Below are 19,192 nucleotides of genomic sequence, written 5' to 3'. Positions count from 1 at the left end.
CGCTATTTTTACCAACGGGGGATGAGGGCTATAAGTCAGATTCAGTCTAGCTCTTAGCCATCTTGTCACCCCCCCAGCTAATTATGTCTTTTTATGCGATCGCCCATCAACTTTTAGCCGCTGTTACGGGGCAAATTCGCCGACGATCGCGTAAGAAATTTAAGTTAGTGGCTCTATCCCTTCTAGCCGTAGGAAATATACACGACCGGATGCGTCGCCTGCTACAATTGTTGCTCCATCGGACGTAACGGTGCAGCAAAATAAGGCTGAAACTAGCGAGCGCCTCCCGCTGCTCTCAAACGGTAGCGCCCTTTAATATTACCCTTTCAAATAAAATATGAGAATGAATCGAGCAGGGGGTGATTGCCATTTTTTCTGTCAACCAGAAAGCCTAAGCCATTTTTAAATTTATGATGTTTAGCTCAAAATTTCATCAATTTCCAAAAGCTTTTGTTGTAAAACTTGGCGCAACTCCATAAGTTGTTCGGCGCTAGTCGAAACCATCACTACTTTCGATAACTTCTTAACCCCCCGCATCAATGTTGTGACTTCTTTCGAGTCAGAAGTGACTGATTTTAGGTATTTAGCCTTGATCTGTCCTACCAACTCGCGAGTCTTCGCTACCGTCAAATCTTGTTCAATCACTTGGTTAGTCGCTTCCATCCTCTCCTTCTTAGCCTGACGCTCAGAAGTCTTTAAAGTCTTAGCCGATAAAACTGTCAAAGCTAAAGCGTGCGCTCCTTTGAGCCCTTGCTCTCGAATTGCTGTCTTCAAATCTTTTGGCAGGGACAACATAGGAATTAAGTTAGCCTTCACCGAAGCGGGATTTAAAGCCAAATCCAACAAAGCTAACAGCAACTTTTCCTCCGTTTCGCTCACTCCTAAAGATTTCACTCCTTGCTGCTGTTCTTCTGTCGCAGCCGTCACGAGGGCCGTCAGTTGATGAGCCTGGGACGAACGTTCCAAACGCCGCAACACTGTTGAGAGTACAGTAGAAATCTCTTCAGCCTCACGGCCGGTAGTGGTAGCTATTTCCTGAATAATCGCCTCAGCCTTATCCAAGGGGTTGAGGTCTTCGTGATGGATAAAGGTCAACAGCGCTTTGCGATGTAAATCTTGAGGCATGGGGGCAGTGACAGCCCGCATTGTTTTCCAGCCCAACTGTTTAGCCGCTTCCCAACGGCGCTGTCCGTCCCACAACAAGTATCTTTCACCTTGAGGAATGACAATCAGTGGAGTAATTTGCCCGTCGTGAGCCAAACTCCGAGCCAAAGTTTGAATGCTTTCCGGTGTAATTGTCTGGCGAGGTTGGTAATGATTGGGGTCAATTAAATCTACAGCTACTTCTAATTCACCCGATTGCGCTTTCAGTTGCTCTCGCAAAGCTGCCATTTGTTGCTCAAGCTCTGGAGATGGTGTAGCTCGCAGCCTATCTACTTCAGCTTGTAATTGGGCAATCCGTTCGGCTTGGTCAGCCGCTTGATAAGCACCCGCAAAGCGTTCGTTTATTTTAGGAAGTTTACCCATTAAAGTTTTCCTTTCTTCACTAAGGTAACGAGGTCGTCAGCGATCGATTTGAAGTCTTTGCAAGCGGGATGGGCTGGGCGGTATTTTTGTAAAGGCAGACCGTTGGCGCTTGCATTCTTGAATTCTGAGGAATCTCGAATCTGCGGGTATAGTTTTACTCGCAGTTGTGCGGCGACTTCAGGTAACTGCTGGAGGTACTGGCGGTGAATGGCGCGGCTGTTGTCATATAAGCTGGGAACTAAGCCTAAGACTGGAGGGCGTGGTTCTAGCTTTAAGTCGTCAGCAATTCCAATCAACCACTGCGTCAAGTCAGCTACGCCGGAAACAGATTTCATCTCTAACTGAAGGGGAATTAGTATCCCGGTGGCGGCCGCCACTGCATTTTCGCAAAGGATTCCAATGGTGGCAGGGCAGTCTAAGATGACCACATCGTGGCGTAGGGGATGGCTCTTTAAGCGATCGGCCAGCACGTACTCACCGCGTCTCCGAATGACCAAATCGCTTGCCACTTGTGCGGTAGCGGGATGACCTTGACAGATTTCGATATCGGGATGATTCCAAGCCGAAACCAAGGGCCAATTTCCATCGAAGTCTTTGTCGAACACTCGGACAACTGTGTTTTCAACTTCTGCGCTCGGTAAGCCACAGAATACATCTAAAGCTCGTTGAGGGTCGAGGTCGATTAAAGCTACTTTGAGTCCCCTCTTGCATATCTCGTAAGCTAGATGTACTGCTAACGTTGTTTTCCCAACACCGCCAGCATTGGCTAAAATCCCAATAATAATTTTCTGCTTTGCCATAACTCCACTCAGAAAAGTCGTATCTTAAAATACGACAGAAAGTTTGCCTCGTCGTATTTTAAGATACGACAGAACATTTGCTTCGTCTTTTAAGATACGACTAGCGGTGCTGTATTCTTTTTGTTAAGTGGCAGGCTGCTGATAAGCTTGGCATGGAAGATGTAAGAGGAGCGGCTGAGAGTGAAGAATTTGTGGCAACGGGGGGCGATCGCTCTGATTTTGGTAGGGATTGTTAGCGGCTGCAACTTGACTGAGCCATCGCCACCGTCTCGGCTTCCTCAAATTGGTCGTGAAAAACCAAGGGTGCAGCAACCAAAACCAAGCACCAAAGAGCCCATCAGCTCAGCCATCAATAACCGCAACTTACTCCTGGGAAATCCCAGCAATGCCGTTTCTAGCATTGCCAGCATCGACAACTATCTGATGGTGAGGCCACAGTTTGTGCTTTCTTACAACAGCAAAACTAAGACCGCCAACTGGGTTTCATGGCAGCTCAATAAATCTTGGATTGGAGCAGCCGATCGCCAAGACAACTTCCGCCCCGATGATTCCCTCCCCGCTGATTGGTACAAAGTCCGTCCCAACGATTACACGGGAAGCGGTTACGACAGGGGACACATTGCACCCAGTGCCGATAGAACTCGCAACAAAGGGGACAACAGCAGCACATTCCTGATGACCAACATGATGCCTCAAGTGCCAGAACTCAACCGAGGTTTGTGGGGTGATTTGGAAGATTACTGTAGAGAATTAGTGGCACAGGGCAAGGAACTTTACATCGTAGCGGGGCCTGTGGGGAGGAAAGGCAGCATCGGCAGAAAAGAAAAGATTGCTGTGCCGACTAGAAATTGGAAAGTTATTGTGGTTCTCGACCAACAAGGATTGGGGATGCAGGGAATTACTAACAACACCAGGACGATCGCTGTGATGATGCCCAACGATGCCAGCGTCAAAGGTTCGGGATGGAAAAGCTTTCGAGTTCCCGTGGCTAAAGTTGAGAAGGAAACAGGGTTGAATTTCTTATCTAATGTCCCGCCACAGGTTCAGCAGGTGATTGAAAGTAAAGTTGATAGTCAGTAAAAAAGGAATAGAACTTACTTTTTTGCTTGAGACTTTTAACCAACTGCATTAACATTTAGCATTAGGAATCCGTAAGAAGCGATGAATAGAAAAAACTTGATTAGCCAGTTAATTCTGAAATTATATTTTCTGTCAAGGTAAGACCAGAGGGGAGGAAAAACAATTAGGAACATAAGAAAGGAAGCTATGATACCCATCTGGAATGGCTTGCCCTCTGTGTAAGAGAGGAATAATAAAAATCCTATCATAACCAAACAGTAAAGAGAAGCAAGCCAACTAAATAATGTGCCGATCGTGCTCATATTACAACGTCTGTTCCTGACTCTAATGATGGTTACTATGTAACTCAATGATTAACAAACAATCATACTTCACCCTGTCTGTTGCAATCAAGTCTCGGCCAGTTTCGTAGACAGCCCCGCCACTCCGCCACCGTCCGTCACCCCGACTATGTAGACATCAATCTCAATGCTGCCCACTCGGTAAACCTGCAACTGCGAGAGGTTTTGCTTCAAAACGCTCACCAAGTTCTGGAATCGCTTAGCCGTTTCCTGTTCCTCTTCATCGTGCCAGTCTTCTTCCTGGGTGGCGATCGAAAAGAACTCGTCAACCGTCCGCAGTTCTACGGGAGCATCGGGTAGATGTTTGGTGAGTTGCAGCAACTTCGCCGGAGTGAGTTCTCCTTGTGCCTGCCAGTGAATGACTTCAAAGGGAGCATCGGTTTCGCTGAGGAAGAGTAAGCCCTTGGAAGCTTGTTTGAGTTGGTGGGCGATCGATTCGGTCATGGTGGCTGTTGGTTTTACTCCAGCTTATCTAATAGCCTCCGAATTCGGTACTGTAGCAGAAAATAGGGGCGGATGTACAACCACCCCTATCTAGTCTCATAACTCCAATACCGATGGTATGGAGGACAGCAATTTATTGGTTAGAAAAGTCTGCGGAAACCCACAGGTCAGTTTCGGAGAATTTCGCACCAACTTTAACCTTGCTCAACATGGCATCTATTTTTGCAGAATCAACACCTGATTGTGCTAATTTTTGCTGTAACTCTTTAGAGCCAAACTTGTCGAATAACTGCCTGATACTCAAACCATTAAAATCACTGAGTGCAGACTTAATCTTCTCTACAATTTTGTCTTTAAAAAGCGAATCTACTAACACATCAGCAATCTCGCTGTACCACTTACCGTCAAAGCTTAGCTGATGGTCTCTATATCCAACTTGTAAAACTTCATCGTTAATCCCTGCATTTACAGCTAACCTGAAAGAACCGCTGACAGAAATCCAATCAGTATAATGCTTGCCCGTCCATCGATCTTCCCACAAAAGTTCTCTGTGCTGCAATCGCGCATCACCAAAAACTGCGATACCTCCATCAATAAAATCTAAATTATTAATGTTGACATCAACTTTGTTAAAAGAAGTATCCTTAACACGACCACCCACTTCTTGCAGAAAAGGTAAGATTTGAGGAATCAAATAAGATTCTGGAAATCCTACGGCAAAATAACCTTTGTCTTGGTCAAAAAGAGTGGGCAAGGCAAGATTAGGAATATCCAACACTGGAAAACTTGGCATATATTTAAAGCTCCAAAGATCATGGTTTTTTGATGTTGGCTTGATTGTATGTCAGATATCAATAAAGCCTTCATCTTGAATCAAGCTCAGCAAATGCGGTCTGAAACAATCATTTAGTTCCATTTTCCTGATGCAGAGAAAATCAGGGAAATATCCTGACAACTCTCTATTGGTATGTATCCTGGGGATAAAAAATAAAACCGGATAAAAACTATCTATATTGAATTAGCACCGTAGAGCAAGAGTCAGCGCTGCCGAAAAAATCAGCCATCCCAACCATGTAAAGCTAAGGGAAACGACGGAAGCACTTCACCAAACCTGTTGCTTTCTGCCCCTAAAGCTTGAACGCCCTCTCACTCCATGCCCAATATTGCATAATCCAAACGAGCTGCGTTTTACCTTAACTTTCACTTATTGGCGACTTTTAATGCAGATGAAGTAACAGCCCAATACCGCAATCCTATGCCTTGATTCCGAGAAAAGTTGGAGTTCCCGGAACTGCTGCTTATGGACAGGGGATGAACGAAGGTAAGAGTAAAATAGCACCCTAATTTCCTCATACTTACTCAAGCATACTGCACGACTTCATCAACTTGAACCTGTGCTACTGGACAACGAACCAGAGTTTACACAGGTGGCATGGCTGATTGCTGCGTTGCTATAGCGGGCTTGGAGACGATCGCTCTGGAACTCCTGAAACTCCTGAAACTGCCTGTGGTAATGACGCTGGGTGAGTTGTGGTGTTTAGAGGTGATCGGTCAAGAATACAATCAGTTTGATTGAGAAGCATCAAGGTAAGTTGCAACTATCCATGCGGGACACCAAAGATGCGACGGGGCGACCAAAGCCAGCCAGTACCATGCTGCGCCGCCACCACAGCGTAGGTAAGTGACCCGCAAGAGCGCTCAGGTTAAAGGTAACGCGCTTGTACTCTATCAATTCACCATCCACAAATTGTCCGGTAATTTCTCCAAAGCGTTGACCCGCATCGTCTACGTCTGGATTAGTAGCAATGGTACTTTTCCAAATACGCTTTTGAACGCTGAAGCCGAAGTGAGCACCCGAAGATGCCAACCACAGTTTGTCTAAGGCGTGGAGGTCAGAACAGGGAATTTGCTCGATTTCTCCTGGCTCGAAGGAATCCTCAAATTGTCGCCCAACCAGACTGAGCATGAGTTTGGCTGTTTCCTCATCCGCTTTTTGCCACTGTCTAGCACCCAAGAAATCTCGCAGTTGGGCATAATCTTTGTAGAGCGCTTCTACAGTAAGGGAACCAACTTGACCATCAGCTACAAGATTTTGGTCTTTTTGAAAAGCTTTTACGGCAGTTTCAGTTTTAGGGCCGAATTGACCATCTGGGTTGCCGGGATGCCAATTAGGGCGATTCGATTGTTTAGATAAATCAATCAACCGGACTTGCAATTCCCGCACATCTTGTCGCGCTGTTGCCAACCCATCGCCTGATTTAAGAATGCGTTTCCATCCCCACATACTCTGCGCCTCGTGATTTTCTTTGTACCTGAACCCATTCTGAGCAATCCTATGGGCGCATGACCAGTCGCATATTTGAGTGTCACTCATGTGAGGGACAAGAAATGTTGGATCGATTCTTCTCCATACGATAAAGGGTGTTTTAGGACAGCCAAACCTTTCTGTTAGCTAGCTGTCTCTACTTCTCAAATAAACTGCTAGACCACACTAATTGTTTGACCGTTGGTGAGACGGTTGAAGTCATACTTTGTGCTACCCGCTATGAGTTCTTCAAAGCCAGAGGTATTCATAATAATGCTACCCTTGGTGAAGTTTACCCCGGTTGTGGATATTCCAACCGTATAACTTCCTGCTGTTAATTCCAGTGTATCTTTACCGTTTCCGCCATCGAAATTACCGCTACCAAAACCCTTGAGATAGTCTTTACCGTTGCCTAAAAACACGTTGCCACGGCCATTAAAGCCTCCATCGGCAATAATAGAGTCGTTACCATTACCCGTATTAATAATACCGTCGTTGTGAATGCCAATGCTACCACTGCCAGTTATTATGTCGTTACCATCACCGGTATCAATGATACCGTCGTAAAAAGAGTTGTTGATGCCGTGGCCACCTTCGGTATTGTTAGTACCCGTGATGGTGTCATTGCCATTACCAGTATCCATAGAGCCCCAGTTGAAGATACCGTAAGATTCTGGCTGACTGTCGGTGCCGGTGGCGATGCTACCTCCATTAATGTTAGTGCCAGTTATTATGTCATTGCCATCGCCGGTATTCATAGGTACATAGTTCATGATGCCGGAGCCCCTTCTGGTGCCGTCAATACCATTTCCGTTGGTATTGCCAGTTATTATGTCGTTACCATCACCGGTATTGAAATTGAAGACCGAATCTCCTATAACGTAATTGTAGAGACCAACAACGCCAGTTCCAGTGATCAGGTCATTGCCCTTTCCAGTATCAGTAGTGCCGGAATACATCATGATGCCGACATAGGGACCAGCACCCGTGAGTGTGTCGTTACCATCTCCCATATTTATAGTGCCATAGTAGGTTGTGATTCCACGGTCGAACTTGCCAATGCCCTGGATTATGTCGTTACCATTACCAGTATTAATGATGCCTCTGTTGTTGAGAATGCCATCACCCTCTAAATTCATGTTAAAAATGCTAAGTTCGCCCCCAATGCCAGTAATTATGTCGTTGCCATCGGCGGTATCAATAGTGCCGTAATTGAGAATGCTGAATTCGCCCTTAGTGCCAGTGATTATGTCGTCGCCAGCAAGAGTATTAGCGACACCAGTATTGAGTATTTCCTCCACCCCAGACGCGGGGACAACATCAGCCTGGTCGGTAAACCTTAGATTGGAAAGTTCGATCGCCATAGGAAAACCTCCGAATCAAGAAATAAATGGAATAATTTTAGATATTACTGCTATATTTGTATCACAACTTACAAGATTCTATTTATTCATTTTGCATTTCTTAACACTGTCAAAACTATTTTGAGAAAAAGGCTTGTTTCAACTGGCTTTATTACTTAAAAAACTTCAATAATTGACGGCTATTATTCTGACTGTGGAGAGTTTCAACAGTAGAACCACAAATGGCATATTCAGCTAGAAACAAGAGCATTTAATCTGGATTAATTAATAATTTATTGCGCTTTGGTTTAACAAAATTTGAACAAATTGCTAGCCCAAACAGAGCATCAAATCGGCTATGTTTGGAGCAAATACACCCATCCCACTCCTCGGATCAATCAATTTAAAAAAATAGTAGAATTAACCACGCTTGCAGGGTTGATCGATGACAATAACTTTGAAGTTTTCATTGAACAGTTTTTAGTAGCCCAAGAATAAGCCATTGGGCTATATAAAACTGTCCGGGCCATTGCTCTATAATGGTGACAGATAATATGTTTTGATTTTAATTTTTATTCCAAGGTCTTCTTATGGCAATCGAACTTTCAGGTATAACTTTTCCCGAAAAGGGTGATTTGGTCGTCGGCGTGCCTGGGAAAGAAGAAATACTTAATAATGGCTTCACTAATACTCTTACTGGCAAGGACTTAACCCTTGGTAACAGTGAGAACAGTATCAATAGCACTCCCACAAGGATTAGCGGTTTCTACAACAGCGGGACGTTTAATGCCAGTGATAGTAACGGCTTAATCGTTGCTGCGGCAGACTACGACGACTCAATCCCTGATACTTACGAGTACACGGTTAGCGGCATCCACAACACGGGCACGCTCAATACGGGTGAGGGTAATGACTTAATCCTTGGCATCCGTTACCAACAAGGAAGATACAGGTCGAGAGATCGTGATAGTAATGGCATTTTCAACGAAGGGGGCACCATTGATACGGGTGGTGGTGATGACATAATCACGGGCATTGCCCAGGGGTTTTTGAGCGTAGGAATCGAGCATAACTCAAGCAACCCCAACTTGCAAAGCCCGATCGTCATAAAGACTGGCAACGGTAACGACACAATCGCGGGTACTGGCGAATACATGGGCTTACGTTTTGGTTCCATCAATGGTTCCATCATTGATACTGGGGAAGGGGATGACGTAATCACTGGCACTGGTGATTATTCTGGCACGGTTCTCTACTCCTCTTTTCTCAACACCGGCGAGGGTAACGATACAATCACTGGCATTTCAACTCAGGGCGACGCCCTTGCCAATTCCTCCACCATCAATACCGGGGATGGCAACGATATAATCACTGGCACTAGCACTTACAGCATCGCCATCTCCAATACCGGCACTATAAATACTGGTGACGGCGATGATATAATTCTTGGCATAAGGACTGATTTTCGCTTTGGCGCGACCATCGCCAACAGCGGTACCATTAATACTGGTAAGGGCGCGGACTCCATCATTACTGATAGCGGCTTTTCTAGCTTTGGCAGCATATTTTTAGGAAAAGGTACAGACTATATCAGGGGTTCTGGCTATGCTACTTTCTATGGCGGGAACGACGAAGACTCGCTCGAATTAACGTCAGGAAGTTATACCGTTGAAATATTGGGAACCGTGGTGAGTTTTACGAGTAGTAGCGGCACTATAAAAACTTCCGAATTTGAAAAACTCATAGCTGGTAACACAACCTATGACTTCAGCAGTCTAACTAACGGTCAAACAATTAGTATCGCCTAACAGTCTATTTGAGAAGTAGGGACAGCTAGCTAACAGAAAAGTTTTGCTGTCTGAAATACTCTTTATTCTTTACTGATAACTCTTTTATCAAAATCATCGATCGCCCTCAATCTCCTTCAACTTCCACCTGCAATTCATACACCCTCAAACTCGGATGTTCGCCAATCAGCCGCCAGCCATATCCTTCAACCGTTGGGGTAGGTCGCACTCCTTGGCGGTAGAGAAAGATTGGTTCGTTTCTCATCAATGCGGTGAATATTTCTCGTTCTCTCTCTTTGCCATCATCCCAGATGAGGTGAGCTTTACTGAAGTAGCCCACACCCATCAAACTAGCAAAGAGCCATTCCATGAGAGCTTGCTGCTCGTCTTGGTTAAGCGTGGATTCACCGTAGGTATCGATTATGGGTGTTTTGGATTTTGGCTTGAGTGATGCAATGAGGGCGGTGGCAAGGTTGATGTATTTTTTCATTGGTCGGTGGAGATGCGTATACCAAATATTATGCAATCACAGCGACTTGGAAAAAATCTGGCACCCGCTCAATCTCTACTAAGCATTGAGTTTACAGAAATTAAGTGTAGTGCGTAGATATTGTTGAGTAACATCTGAAACTTCTTTGTGGGGAATCCTAGTAGTTTTACTTCCCGAAAGGTTGTCCCCAATACTGCCAGCATTCTTTGTTGAAAGGCGATCGCCACTTGTAGATAAGCTTCGATTCTAGCTGTAACCGCTTTTTTCGATTGCTCGGCGCTCGTATCCGCTCAATAATTCGGGGTAGCAGAGAAAAAAAGTAAGCAGAGTGCACAAAGTGTCATAAAATAAGACACATGATGCCAAAGATTATTTCACCAGACAAGTCATCCTCCAATATACTGCAAACCATCGACCCCCCAGGGATTGCAGACGAATCCATGCGTCATAAAGTAGAGCTTTTACTGAACCTCATAGAAGAATTACAATTAAAAGTCAAAGACTTGGAGTCAGAGAATCAACGGTTGAAAGATGAAAACAACCGATTGAAGGGAGAACAAGGAAAACCAGACATCAAAGCCAAATCCCAAGGCTTCAAAAGTCAGCACTCATCAGAAAAAGAGCGAAAAACGCCCCTAAAGCACACAAAAGGCAGTAAGAACGCCACGATTAAAATAGATCGAGAACAAATACTAGAATATCCCACAGACCAACTGCCAGCAGACGCAGAATTTAAAGGATACGAACAAGTAATCATCCAAGATATCAGCTTGGCAACCGACAACATATTGTTCCGTAAACAGAAATATTACTCACCTTCACTCCGAAAAACCTATGTAGCAGAATTACCAATAGGCTACGAAGGAGAATTTGGACCAGGAATCAAATCCTTAATCATCAGTTTGTACTATGGCGGTAATATGACGCAAGGCAAACTACTAGATTTTTTAGCCGATCTAGGTATTTCCATGTCAGCCGGTTATTTATCCAACCTGTTAATCAAAAACCACTCGGGTTTTGAAACCGAGAAACAAGAAGTTTATGATTCAGGACTAGCGAGTAGCCCGTGGCAACACTTCGACCAAACAGGCGCATGTGTAGCTGGAGTCAACCATACCACCAATATCATCTGCAACCCTTTATATACAGTATACTTCACAACAGCCAATAAAGACAGACTGACTGTTCTCAAAGGGTTACAGCCGGGACGAGAACTGAAATTTATTCTAAATCCACTCTTCTTCTCACTAATTGAGGACTTCAAAATCCCGATTAAATGGCAAAACGCTCTCAAGCTATTACCTCAAGAAACAGTGTTGGGTGAGGAGGAGTTTAATCACCTACTTAATAAGTATGTACCTTCTCTGGGTTCCCAACAAGTTACCAGGATTAAAGAAGCAGCAGCTATTGTTTTCTATCATCAGCAAACAGATTGTCCAGTCGTACAAACTCTTTGTTGTGATGATGCTCCGCAATTCAAGTTAATCACTGCCGATAGAGCATTATGTTGGGTGCATGAGGGAAGGCATTACAAGAAGTTAAGCCCCGTATTCCATTGCCATCAAGCAATTTTAGGGAAATTTATCAAAGATTTTTGGGATTATTATCGGGAATTATTAGCTTACAAAGAGGCTCCAAGTCCTGAAGCTGCACTGCTTTTAAGGTCGAAATTTCGGCGGCTTTTTGAAACCCCAAGTGGTTATGAATTGTTGGATGAACGCAAACAATTAACTGCGACAAAAGTATCAGAGTTGCTGAGGGTTTTAGAGCATCCTGAATTACCTTTACACAATAATCCCGCTGAGTTAGCTGCCCGAACCATGGTGCAGCGACGTAATATTAGCTATGCAACTCAGACGATTGAGGGTACTCAGGCCTGGGATACTTTTATGTCTCTTGTTGCTACTACTCGTCAGTTGGGAATCAGTTTTTTTGACTATGTGCGTGACCGAATTTCTCAACTTGGAATTATTCCCTCTCTGTCCACTATTATTCGCGAAAAATCTGCTCTTTATCCTTTGGGATTATCTTGGCAACTAGATTAACTGCTACCCCTACTTATTGAGCCGATACCGGCGCTCCATACCAAAATGCTATGGCTACACTCACACCCAGAGAATAACGCCGATGCAATTCGATGTAGTTGGCAATGTACTTATGACAATCATGGTTCATCCATCTTTGTTTGGGAGTGCGGTCAGTTTCTCCTACATACAGCACCAATGGAAGTTCGTTGTCGATGACAAAGTAAAGACAAGTACGATCGCCCCAATCCGGTTTCTCACAGAATGAGAGATTGTGCAGCTCTAAGGTAAACGGGTCAATGCTGTTAGAGTCACAGGGATTGGGTGCGAGCTCGAATAAGTTTCCCTGTAGCGGTTGTTCGGAAGCAGCAGATTGTTGGTGTTCAAAAATGCGCTGTTTCCAACAATGCAGCGCCTCACAACTCATTGTTAACTGAGGAGATTTCGAGATTCTGGGTTTGGGTTTAAATTTAGGGAAAAGTTCGAGTTGCTCCACGGATTTAAAGATTGTTGGACGATCGCTGCTGTAAAGTTCAGCTCAAGGGAATTCTACCAAACACCACGCTTTTGGTAGTAACGTCTCCAAATATGGAACTGCTACTGCCACAATTATACCAAACTGATGACAGCGGTTGTTGAAAATCTCAGCACAATCTTGAGATGCTGTCACAGATTCCTTAGCTTTTCGACGTAAATGAAGGTTTATTTAATCAAGTTTCGGAAACCGTTGCCTTCACGTTGCCTATCTATTCGATCGATTCTTAGCCCTTCATAACAAATCGAACCAAATCACAGCAATTTATAAAGAAATGCTACGTCAGCTTTTGCACTTTTTACGAGCTAACAATCCAGGGCAAAAGAAAACCATTATGCTTCGCTTTGGGGTGATGATGTTTTTGCTCTTTAACTATGAGAATCTATCAGCATATAAAATTGCAGAATCTGTTTAACTACTGACCACTGACCTCTCATTCTACTGGGAGGTCAGAACTCATACTAACCCTAAAACACATGGCAAGAGATTTAAGTGCTTACAATGTACCAGCAAACTGCTGCTATTCCTGTCCGTTTGGTGGGAGAAAACCGATCGACCTCCCCCCAAACGACTTACATACTATTACGATCAACTCCTCAATGGCGGCTCCCAGCACTTATGCCACAGCGCGGAAAAAACTATTTGCCGAGGCGGACGAACTATTCAACTCCGATGGTTTTGTTCTCTCGGTATCATTGAAGAACCCACCGATGAAGCTTTCAATCAAGCTGTTGCAGAAGTTGAATCAAGGAAAAACGATAGAACCAGTGGAAACGATGGAAAAACAGAAAACATCTCAGAAACACATTGATTTGTTTCTGAAACCCAAAGATTGTTTCTTCTTGTACAATCCCTCTAATTGGTGCCCTGGGTGGGCGCTCGGTCAAATTGAGCTTCCTATCCCTACTAGCTATTCCCGTTGCTTGACCTTGGTTCGTGATGCTGAAGGTGGCTGCCATTGGGTTTCTGCTAAAAATGTTGCCATTCGAGGGGGCAATCATCGTCAGACTCATCTTTTCGAGACTTACGCAGCAAATGCTTTCGATTGGGAGAAAATCAACAGGTTTAAGCCAATTGTTTGGTAATTCTATGGAACCTTTAAAAATCACTCAAGAACACATTACTTGGTTTTCAGAACCAAAAGACTGTTTCTTTCACTATGGAAATGTTTGGTGTCCAGGCTGGGCGATTGGTCAAATTGAATTACCGATCGTCCCTTGCTATTCCCGTTCCTTTACCTTAGTTCGAGATTGTAGTGGCGAAAGTCATTGGTTTCCTGCCAACAAGGTTTTGTTTCGCGGTGACAGTCATTTGTTCGACAGTTACAGCGGAAACAGTTTCGATTGGACAAGAATCAACACTTTCAAGTCTCTTGTTTCCTAGTTTCTTACCTGACAGCAGCGGTTTACCAGTTCGCTACTGGTTTTTTTATGTTCAATTCCCCCGTTCCCAACACTAATGCTGATGCTCCTTCTTTGATTCAGTACAGATTTGTTATCTGTTACGCCTATTATTCGATCGGTGCTGCTACCGAATCTGGTACTATCTTGTTCCTAGCTGAACCTAACACTCCTGAATGGAATACTGATTTTGAGGAAGCCTATTTCTTTGATACTAAGGAAAAGGCAGAAAAAGTAGTTGCGACTCTACAAGACAACTTCAAAGTCAATAATTTTCCCAAAGATTCTGTTTCTGTTATTCTAGTCAATTGGTCAGAATCCGATTAACAATTTTGGCTTTTATCTCTATAACAAATGGGCATAAAAGTCAACTTTTTAGTTGATAAACTCAAAAGCAGAAAAGGGGGATAAGCTAAAAATAATTTATTAGTTGATTACTGACATGGTGTTAACAGCAGGACTCGCAACAAAACTACTGCGCCAAACGATCGCCGATTACAATTTCTGGCCTCAATCTGAAGGCGATTCATTGCTGTCCATCAAAAGGGCAAAACAGCCATTTGATGACGCAGCTATTCTCTCCAGAGATGCTTCAATGCGGAGAGCTGCAATCAAGGCGCTCAATCCCGAAGCCCCTACTTACAAACCTCCGGCAAATCGAACAATTTCTAATCAAACCCTTGATGAACTCTTCCAGCCTTTGATTAGAAATGCGCTGACCGAGTTAGCGACAGTTACCCAGAATCAAGGTTTGACGATGGACGGAACTGTTCCGGCAGAGGCGGTTTTTGGCATTTTAATGCCGATCGAAACTATCGAATATCTGACTGAACTTTACCAAGTTTTCAGCCAGTTACAGAATCCCAAAGTTATCCGGGTTTCTGATGATGCTAGTCCCACTCCCGACGCTTACACAAGTCTCATGATTGTGGGAGAGTCAATGGAACTTGAGTTGATTATTGCTCAGACTCTTTTGATTCAAACCTGATTCCCCACTAGACGCGGGATTCTTACGCGCGAAACCCAAACTCTTCTCTCTCAAAGCTAGTTTCAGCCTTGCTTCAGTAATCTCTTTCTTGGTACGCCGATGCCAAGAAAGGGATTGTTTGTCTATCAAATTTTAGGCGGTTTAGCTAATGCCAATTAGAATCACATCTCCCACTCAACCCAGCATTCAAGTCGGAGGATTGCCCTATTCTCTCCCCGTTACGGCAGTCACTGACACTAACACCAATACCGATGTTCGTTTCAAATTGAATGGTGTAGTTGTTGGGACAGATACCACAGCCACAAATGTAGGAACTACTGCTGCACCTATCTATCAATTTGGAATGTCGATTCCAATTAATACCGCAGGTGTTCACCTAATTGAAGTCGAGGATATTTCTGGAACAGCTCCAGTTACAGTTCGATCGACCGCTCAAATCAATTTTGAAGTCAAGGTCAATGCTCCAACAATTGCCTTACGCGCTCCTGTTCTTTACTCAGGACAAACTGTAGTAGTTGCTGATGTAGCATATCCGCCAACTAACTCTTTTGTCCGTTTCACTCTCAATGGCACAATTATCAAAGAATCTCCTTGGATTCCATTCGAGACAGCCATCACACAAAATGGAACTCTACGCGCTGATTTGATGGTTGGCACGAGTGTTGTTGCTACCGCTTCTCGGGATGTTACTCTTATTCCTCCAGAGCCGGCAATTGTAGGGCCACAAGGTCCGATCGGCTTAACCGGCCCGGCTGGCCCGATCGGACCTCAAGGCGTTCCCGGCGAAAAAGGCGATCGCGGTGATATTGGTCAGCCTGGAACTCCCGGCGCAACAGGCGCTCAAGGAGCAACCGGAGCTGCTGGTAGTCCTGGCGCTCAAGGAATTCAGGGAATTCAGGGAAATCCCGGCGCGAATGGTGCGGATGGTATGCCCGGTGCAGCAGGTACACCCGGTGCTACCGGCCCGGCTGGTGCTACCGGCCCGCAGGGTATTAAAGGTGATCCAGGAAATCCCGGCGCGGATGGTCAACCCGGTGCAGTAGGTGCGATCGGGCCGGCTGGTGAAACAGGAGCACCAGGTCAGAAAGGTGATCAAGGAATTGCCGGTGCTGCTGGCGCGACTGGTGCGATCGGTCCGATCGGCCCGAAAGGTGATCAAGGAAATCCCGGTGTTGATGGCTCCGCAGGTTCTCCCGGTGTAGCCGGTGAAAAAGGCGAACCAGGCAGTCAAGGAATTCAAGGCATTCAAGGTTTGACGGGCCCGGCTGGCAATCCTGGCCCTCAAGGAAATCCAGGCATTCAAGGTGAACCGGGCGAACGTGGTTTACCGGGAACTCCCGGTGCAACTGGTGCTGAAGGTTTACAGGGTCAGCCTGGGATTGCCGGCCCGCAAGGTGACAAAGGCGATATTGGTAATCCAGGAATGCAAGGCGTTCCCGGTGAGAAAGGCGATCGAGGCGATCAAGGTCTAGTTGGCGCTACTGGCTCTCAAGGAAATCCAGGCTTAACCGGCCCACAAGGCAGTCCCGGAATTCAAGGTGAACGTGGCGATCAAGGAATTCCCGGTGATATGGGCGCAACCGGCCCGGCAGGTTTAACCGGCCCGCAAGGCGCTCCCGGCATAAAAGGCGATCGAGGTGATCAAGGCATTCCCGGCACAGTCGGCCCTGCTGGTGATCAAGGTTTAACCGGCCCGCAGGGTGCTAAAGGCGATCGTGGTGATCAAGGTTTAGTTGGTGAAGCTGGCGCAACGGGCCCGATCGGTCTAACCGGTCCTCAAGGTTCTAAAGGTGATCGGGGCGATCAAGGTATCGCTGGCGATCTCGGCCCTGTTGGTCCGATCGGTTTAACCGGCCCGCAAGGTTCTAAAGGCGATCGTGGCGATCAAGGAATTCCAGGCGATATTGGCGCGATGGGCCCGATCGGCTTAACCGGTCCGCAAGGTGCTAAAGGTGATCGTGGCGATCAAGGAATTCCGGGCGATGTCGGCGCAACTGGCGCAACTGGCCTGATCGGCTTAACCGGCCCCGCAGGTCAAAAAGGCGATCGCGGTGATCAAGGAATTCCAGGCGAAATGGGTTCGCAAGGTTTGCAAGGTAATCCCGGCACTCCCGGCGAACGTGGAGAGCAAGGAATTCAAGGTACACCGGGTGATATCGGGCCGACTGGTCAAATGGGACCGGCTGGTGCAACAGGGCCACAAGGTGGAACAGGGCCACAAGGTCCTCAAGGGCGACCCGGCTTAATTTGGCGTGGAAATTGGAGCCCAACATTCCAATACGCCATGTTTGATGCGGTTGCCTACAACGGCAGCAGCTACATTGCCAACGCGCCAAGCATAAATTCTGTACCGCCGTCGGCATTCTGGACTTTGGGAGCTAAACAAGGCGATCCAGGTCTTCAAGGACTCCCCGGAGCTAAAGGAGATACTGGAGCTCCAGGCGCAACTGGTTCAACTGGCGCTCAAGGAATTCAAGGCGCAACTGGTTCCGCTGGAGCACAAGGGCCTCAAGGTTTGAAAGGTGATACTGGTTCAGCAGGTGCAACCGGAGCCACTGGTGCAACTGGTGCGATCGGTGCAACTGGAGCGCAAGGAAATCCAGGTGTCGCTGGTGCAACTGGTGCGATCGGTCCTAAAGGTGATGTTGGCGCGACTGGTGCGACTGGTGTTCAGGGAATCAAAGGTGATACTGGAGCGCAAGGAATTCCCGGCGCTGCGGGTGCAACTGGTGCTAGAGGTGAAGCCGGAGCTACTGGTGCAACTGGCGCTGCGGGAGCCACTGGTGCTCAGGGTGTTGCGGGCCCGAAAGGTGATACTGGTGCAGCGGGCGCTCAAGGAATTCAAGGTGTTGCCGGCGCTGTTGGTGCAACTGGTGCAACTGGCGCGATCGGACCGAAAGGAGATACTGGTGCTATTGGTCCAGCCGGGCCAGCCGGAATTGTTTGGTCAGCGCCAATTTCGTTGCCTTTATCGTGGAACGTCACAGGCAACGTAACTTATCAAACCTGTGGGAAATTGGTTCGTCTTAACGTAGATGTGCTGATAAATTATGCCAACATTTCTGGCATGATTATCTGTTCTAATATGCCAGCGACTGTGTTTAATACATGGTTCCATTCCACAGCACTGATTTTCAAACCTGACTTAACAATTGCTGCTACTGGTCAATGGGGATTGATGAGATTCCAACCAAATAACCGAGATTTGGCTCTTATGTTTGACAAAATCGTGAACGAACAAGTCCGATGCGTCAGCAATTTCATCATGGCAGTGAACTAAGAAAAACCATGACTTTTGTAGCAGAAGTACCAAATACTTACAATCCAGCTAAAGAATACATGGTTGGATTCTGGCTAAGCAGTCCTAAACTCAACGGAGTTCGCTGCATTTACACCCGGGACGGCATTTCACGCGGATTAAGAAGCCAGACTTTGACCACGCGATTTGTGGGATTCGATCGACTTGAGTTAGCTTGTCGCGCCATCTGTGACGCTAACAATTTGTCTTTCCTTGACGGTGAGCTGTTCATTCCTGGTAGAACTTTCGAGGAGCTTACGGTATTAATTCGCGATCGAGCCACATACAACCTTGATGAAAAATTTGCTGTTGAATTTCGAGTTTCTGCTGTTGGTGCGGCAACAAATCCCACCTTAACAGCCCAACAAAGGATGAATTTCATGCAACTAATCATTCCGGCACAGGGAATGATTAGTTTGATTCCTCAAAAACTAATTCGGAACACACCTCTAAGCGTTCTGGATGAAGCAACCACCGTTCTTAATTCTGGAGAAACTGAAGGAATCATCCTCAGAAATCTGGACTCAGTTTATTCTGGGGTGCGATCGGACAATCTTCTCAAAGTGAAGGGGATAACAAGCGGAATCTATACTGTAGTTGGGTTTACGCAAAATCCAATAGTGGGTTACGTGAGTTATATGTCCGTTGAAGGCATGGTGAATGGAGTTAATAAAGTTTCTCGTGTTTACGGCTTAAACGACGAAGAGGAACAGGATCTCTGGATGAACAGAGATTCTTATATCGGCAAACAAGTCCAAATAGTTTACATGGGAGTAACAGCTACTGGTAATCTCCGAAGCCCTGCTTTGGGTCGATTTGTTTAATGAGGA

18 protein-coding genes are annotated in these 19,192 nt (G+C 45.8%); 10 read left to right on the top strand and 8 right to left on the bottom strand.

What is annotated here, in order from left to right:
- Positions 1 to 417: 417 nt before the first annotated feature.
- Together QUA83_RS06965 and QUA83_RS06960 are read right to left on the bottom strand one after the other, a co-directional pair.
- Complete coding sequence (locus tag QUA83_RS06965) at positions 418 to 1,527, bottom strand: ParB/RepB/Spo0J family partition protein (RefSeq protein ID WP_333292274.1); 1,110 nt, start codon at positions 1,525 to 1,527, stop codon at positions 418 to 420.
- Complete coding sequence (locus QUA83_RS06960; protein ID WP_333292273.1) at positions 1,527 to 2,327, bottom strand: ParA family protein; 801 nt, start codon at positions 2,325 to 2,327, stop codon at positions 1,527 to 1,529. The genes QUA83_RS06965 and QUA83_RS06960 overlap by 1 nt, the downstream gene beginning before the upstream one ends.
- A 180-nt stretch (positions 2,328 to 2,507) precedes the next feature.
- Here QUA83_RS06960 and QUA83_RS06955 point away from each other — a divergent pair, with 180 nt between their 5' ends.
- Positions 2,508 to 3,407 carry a DNA/RNA non-specific endonuclease gene (locus tag QUA83_RS06955; RefSeq protein ID WP_333292272.1) on the top strand — a complete coding sequence of 300 codons (900 nt, stop codon included), beginning with the start codon at positions 2,508 to 2,510 and terminating at the stop codon, positions 3,405 to 3,407.
- A gap of 389 nt (positions 3,408 to 3,796) precedes the next feature.
- On the opposite strand, the gene QUA83_RS06950 is transcribed toward QUA83_RS06955, so the two are convergent.
- Complete coding sequence (locus tag QUA83_RS06950; RefSeq protein WP_333292271.1) at positions 3,797 to 4,192, bottom strand: nuclease A inhibitor family protein; 396 nt, start codon at positions 4,190 to 4,192, stop codon at positions 3,797 to 3,799.
- Between the two features lie 133 nt (positions 4,193 to 4,325).
- Positions 4,326 to 4,985 carry a hypothetical protein gene (locus tag QUA83_RS06945; RefSeq protein ID WP_333292270.1) on the bottom strand — a complete coding sequence of 220 codons (660 nt, stop codon included), beginning with the start codon at positions 4,983 to 4,985 and terminating at the stop codon, positions 4,326 to 4,328.
- A gap of 639 nt (positions 4,986 to 5,624) precedes the next feature.
- On the opposite strand from QUA83_RS06945, the gene QUA83_RS06940 reads away from it, so the two are divergent.
- Positions 5,625 to 5,768: a hypothetical protein gene (locus QUA83_RS06940; RefSeq protein WP_333292269.1), complete on the top strand. Its 144-nt coding sequence runs from the start codon at positions 5,625 to 5,627 to the stop codon at positions 5,766 to 5,768.
- Positions 5,769 to 5,774: 6 nt separating this feature from the next.
- Here the strand turns inward: QUA83_RS06940 and QUA83_RS06935 are convergent, their stop codons facing one another.
- A complete protein-coding gene (locus tag QUA83_RS06935) occupies positions 5,775 to 6,476 on the bottom strand; it encodes a GUN4 domain-containing protein (protein WP_333292268.1) in 702 nt (233 codons plus the stop codon).
- 197 nt (positions 6,477 to 6,673) lie between these two features.
- Complete coding sequence (locus QUA83_RS06930) at positions 6,674 to 7,861, bottom strand: hypothetical protein (RefSeq protein ID WP_333292267.1); 1,188 nt, start codon at positions 7,859 to 7,861, stop codon at positions 6,674 to 6,676.
- Between the two features lie 297 nt (positions 7,862 to 8,158).
- On the opposite strand from QUA83_RS06930, the gene QUA83_RS06925 reads away from it, so the two are divergent.
- Together QUA83_RS06925 and QUA83_RS06920 are read left to right on the top strand one after the other, a co-directional pair.
- Complete coding sequence (locus QUA83_RS06925; protein ID WP_333292266.1) at positions 8,159 to 8,338, top strand: hypothetical protein; 180 nt, start codon at positions 8,159 to 8,161, stop codon at positions 8,336 to 8,338.
- A 92-nt stretch (positions 8,339 to 8,430) separates the two neighbouring features.
- A complete protein-coding gene (locus tag QUA83_RS06920) occupies positions 8,431 to 9,648 on the top strand; it encodes a hypothetical protein (protein WP_333292265.1) in 1,218 nt (405 codons plus the stop codon).
- 106 nt (positions 9,649 to 9,754) lie between these two features.
- Here QUA83_RS06920 and QUA83_RS06915 read toward each other — a convergent pair whose 3' ends face one another.
- On the bottom strand, positions 9,755 to 10,117 hold the full coding sequence (locus QUA83_RS06915; RefSeq protein ID WP_333292264.1) for a hypothetical protein: 363 nt from the start codon (positions 10,115 to 10,117) through the stop codon (positions 9,755 to 9,757).
- A gap of 356 nt (positions 10,118 to 10,473) precedes the next feature.
- Between QUA83_RS06915 and QUA83_RS06910 the strand changes: the two genes are divergently transcribed.
- Entirely contained in the window at positions 10,474 to 12,162 is a 1,689-nt protein-coding gene (locus tag QUA83_RS06910) for an IS66 family transposase (protein ID WP_333292263.1), read from the top strand.
- A 13-nt stretch (positions 12,163 to 12,175) separates the two neighbouring features.
- Here QUA83_RS06910 and QUA83_RS06905 read toward each other — a convergent pair whose 3' ends face one another.
- A complete protein-coding gene (locus QUA83_RS06905; protein WP_333292262.1) occupies positions 12,176 to 12,568 on the bottom strand; it encodes a hypothetical protein in 393 nt (130 codons plus the stop codon).
- A 584-nt stretch (positions 12,569 to 13,152) separates the two neighbouring features.
- Between QUA83_RS06905 and QUA83_RS06900 the strand changes: the two genes are divergently transcribed.
- The 5 genes from QUA83_RS06900 to QUA83_RS06880 all read left to right on the top strand — a co-directional run bounded on the left by QUA83_RS06900 (position 13,153) and on the right by QUA83_RS06880 (position 19,186).
- Positions 13,153 to 13,761, top strand: a complete 609-nt coding sequence (locus QUA83_RS06900) for a hypothetical protein (RefSeq protein ID WP_333292261.1) — start codon at positions 13,153 to 13,155, stop codon at positions 13,759 to 13,761.
- A gap of 258 nt (positions 13,762 to 14,019) precedes the next feature.
- A complete protein-coding gene (locus tag QUA83_RS06895; RefSeq protein WP_333292260.1) occupies positions 14,020 to 14,403 on the top strand; it encodes a hypothetical protein in 384 nt (127 codons plus the stop codon).
- Between the two features lie 115 nt (positions 14,404 to 14,518).
- Positions 14,519 to 15,064 (top strand): hypothetical protein, encoded by a 546-nt coding sequence (locus QUA83_RS06890; protein WP_333292259.1) that lies wholly within the window; start codon positions 14,519 to 14,521, stop codon positions 15,062 to 15,064.
- A gap of 148 nt (positions 15,065 to 15,212) precedes the next feature.
- Positions 15,213 to 18,344, top strand: a complete 3,132-nt coding sequence (locus QUA83_RS06885; protein WP_333292258.1) for a hypothetical protein — start codon at positions 15,213 to 15,215, stop codon at positions 18,342 to 18,344.
- Between the two features lie 8 nt (positions 18,345 to 18,352).
- Positions 18,353 to 19,186: a hypothetical protein gene (locus tag QUA83_RS06880; RefSeq protein WP_333292257.1), complete on the top strand. Its 834-nt coding sequence runs from the start codon at positions 18,353 to 18,355 to the stop codon at positions 19,184 to 19,186.
- Positions 19,187 to 19,192: the final 6 nt, after the last annotated feature.

The sequence above is a fragment of the Microcoleus sp. K1-B1 genome, from assembly GCF_036704705.1.
Classification (GTDB): Bacteria; Cyanobacteriota; Cyanobacteriia; order Cyanobacteriales; family Microcoleaceae; genus Microcoleus.
This window is presented reverse-complemented; position numbering and strand designations above follow the sequence as displayed.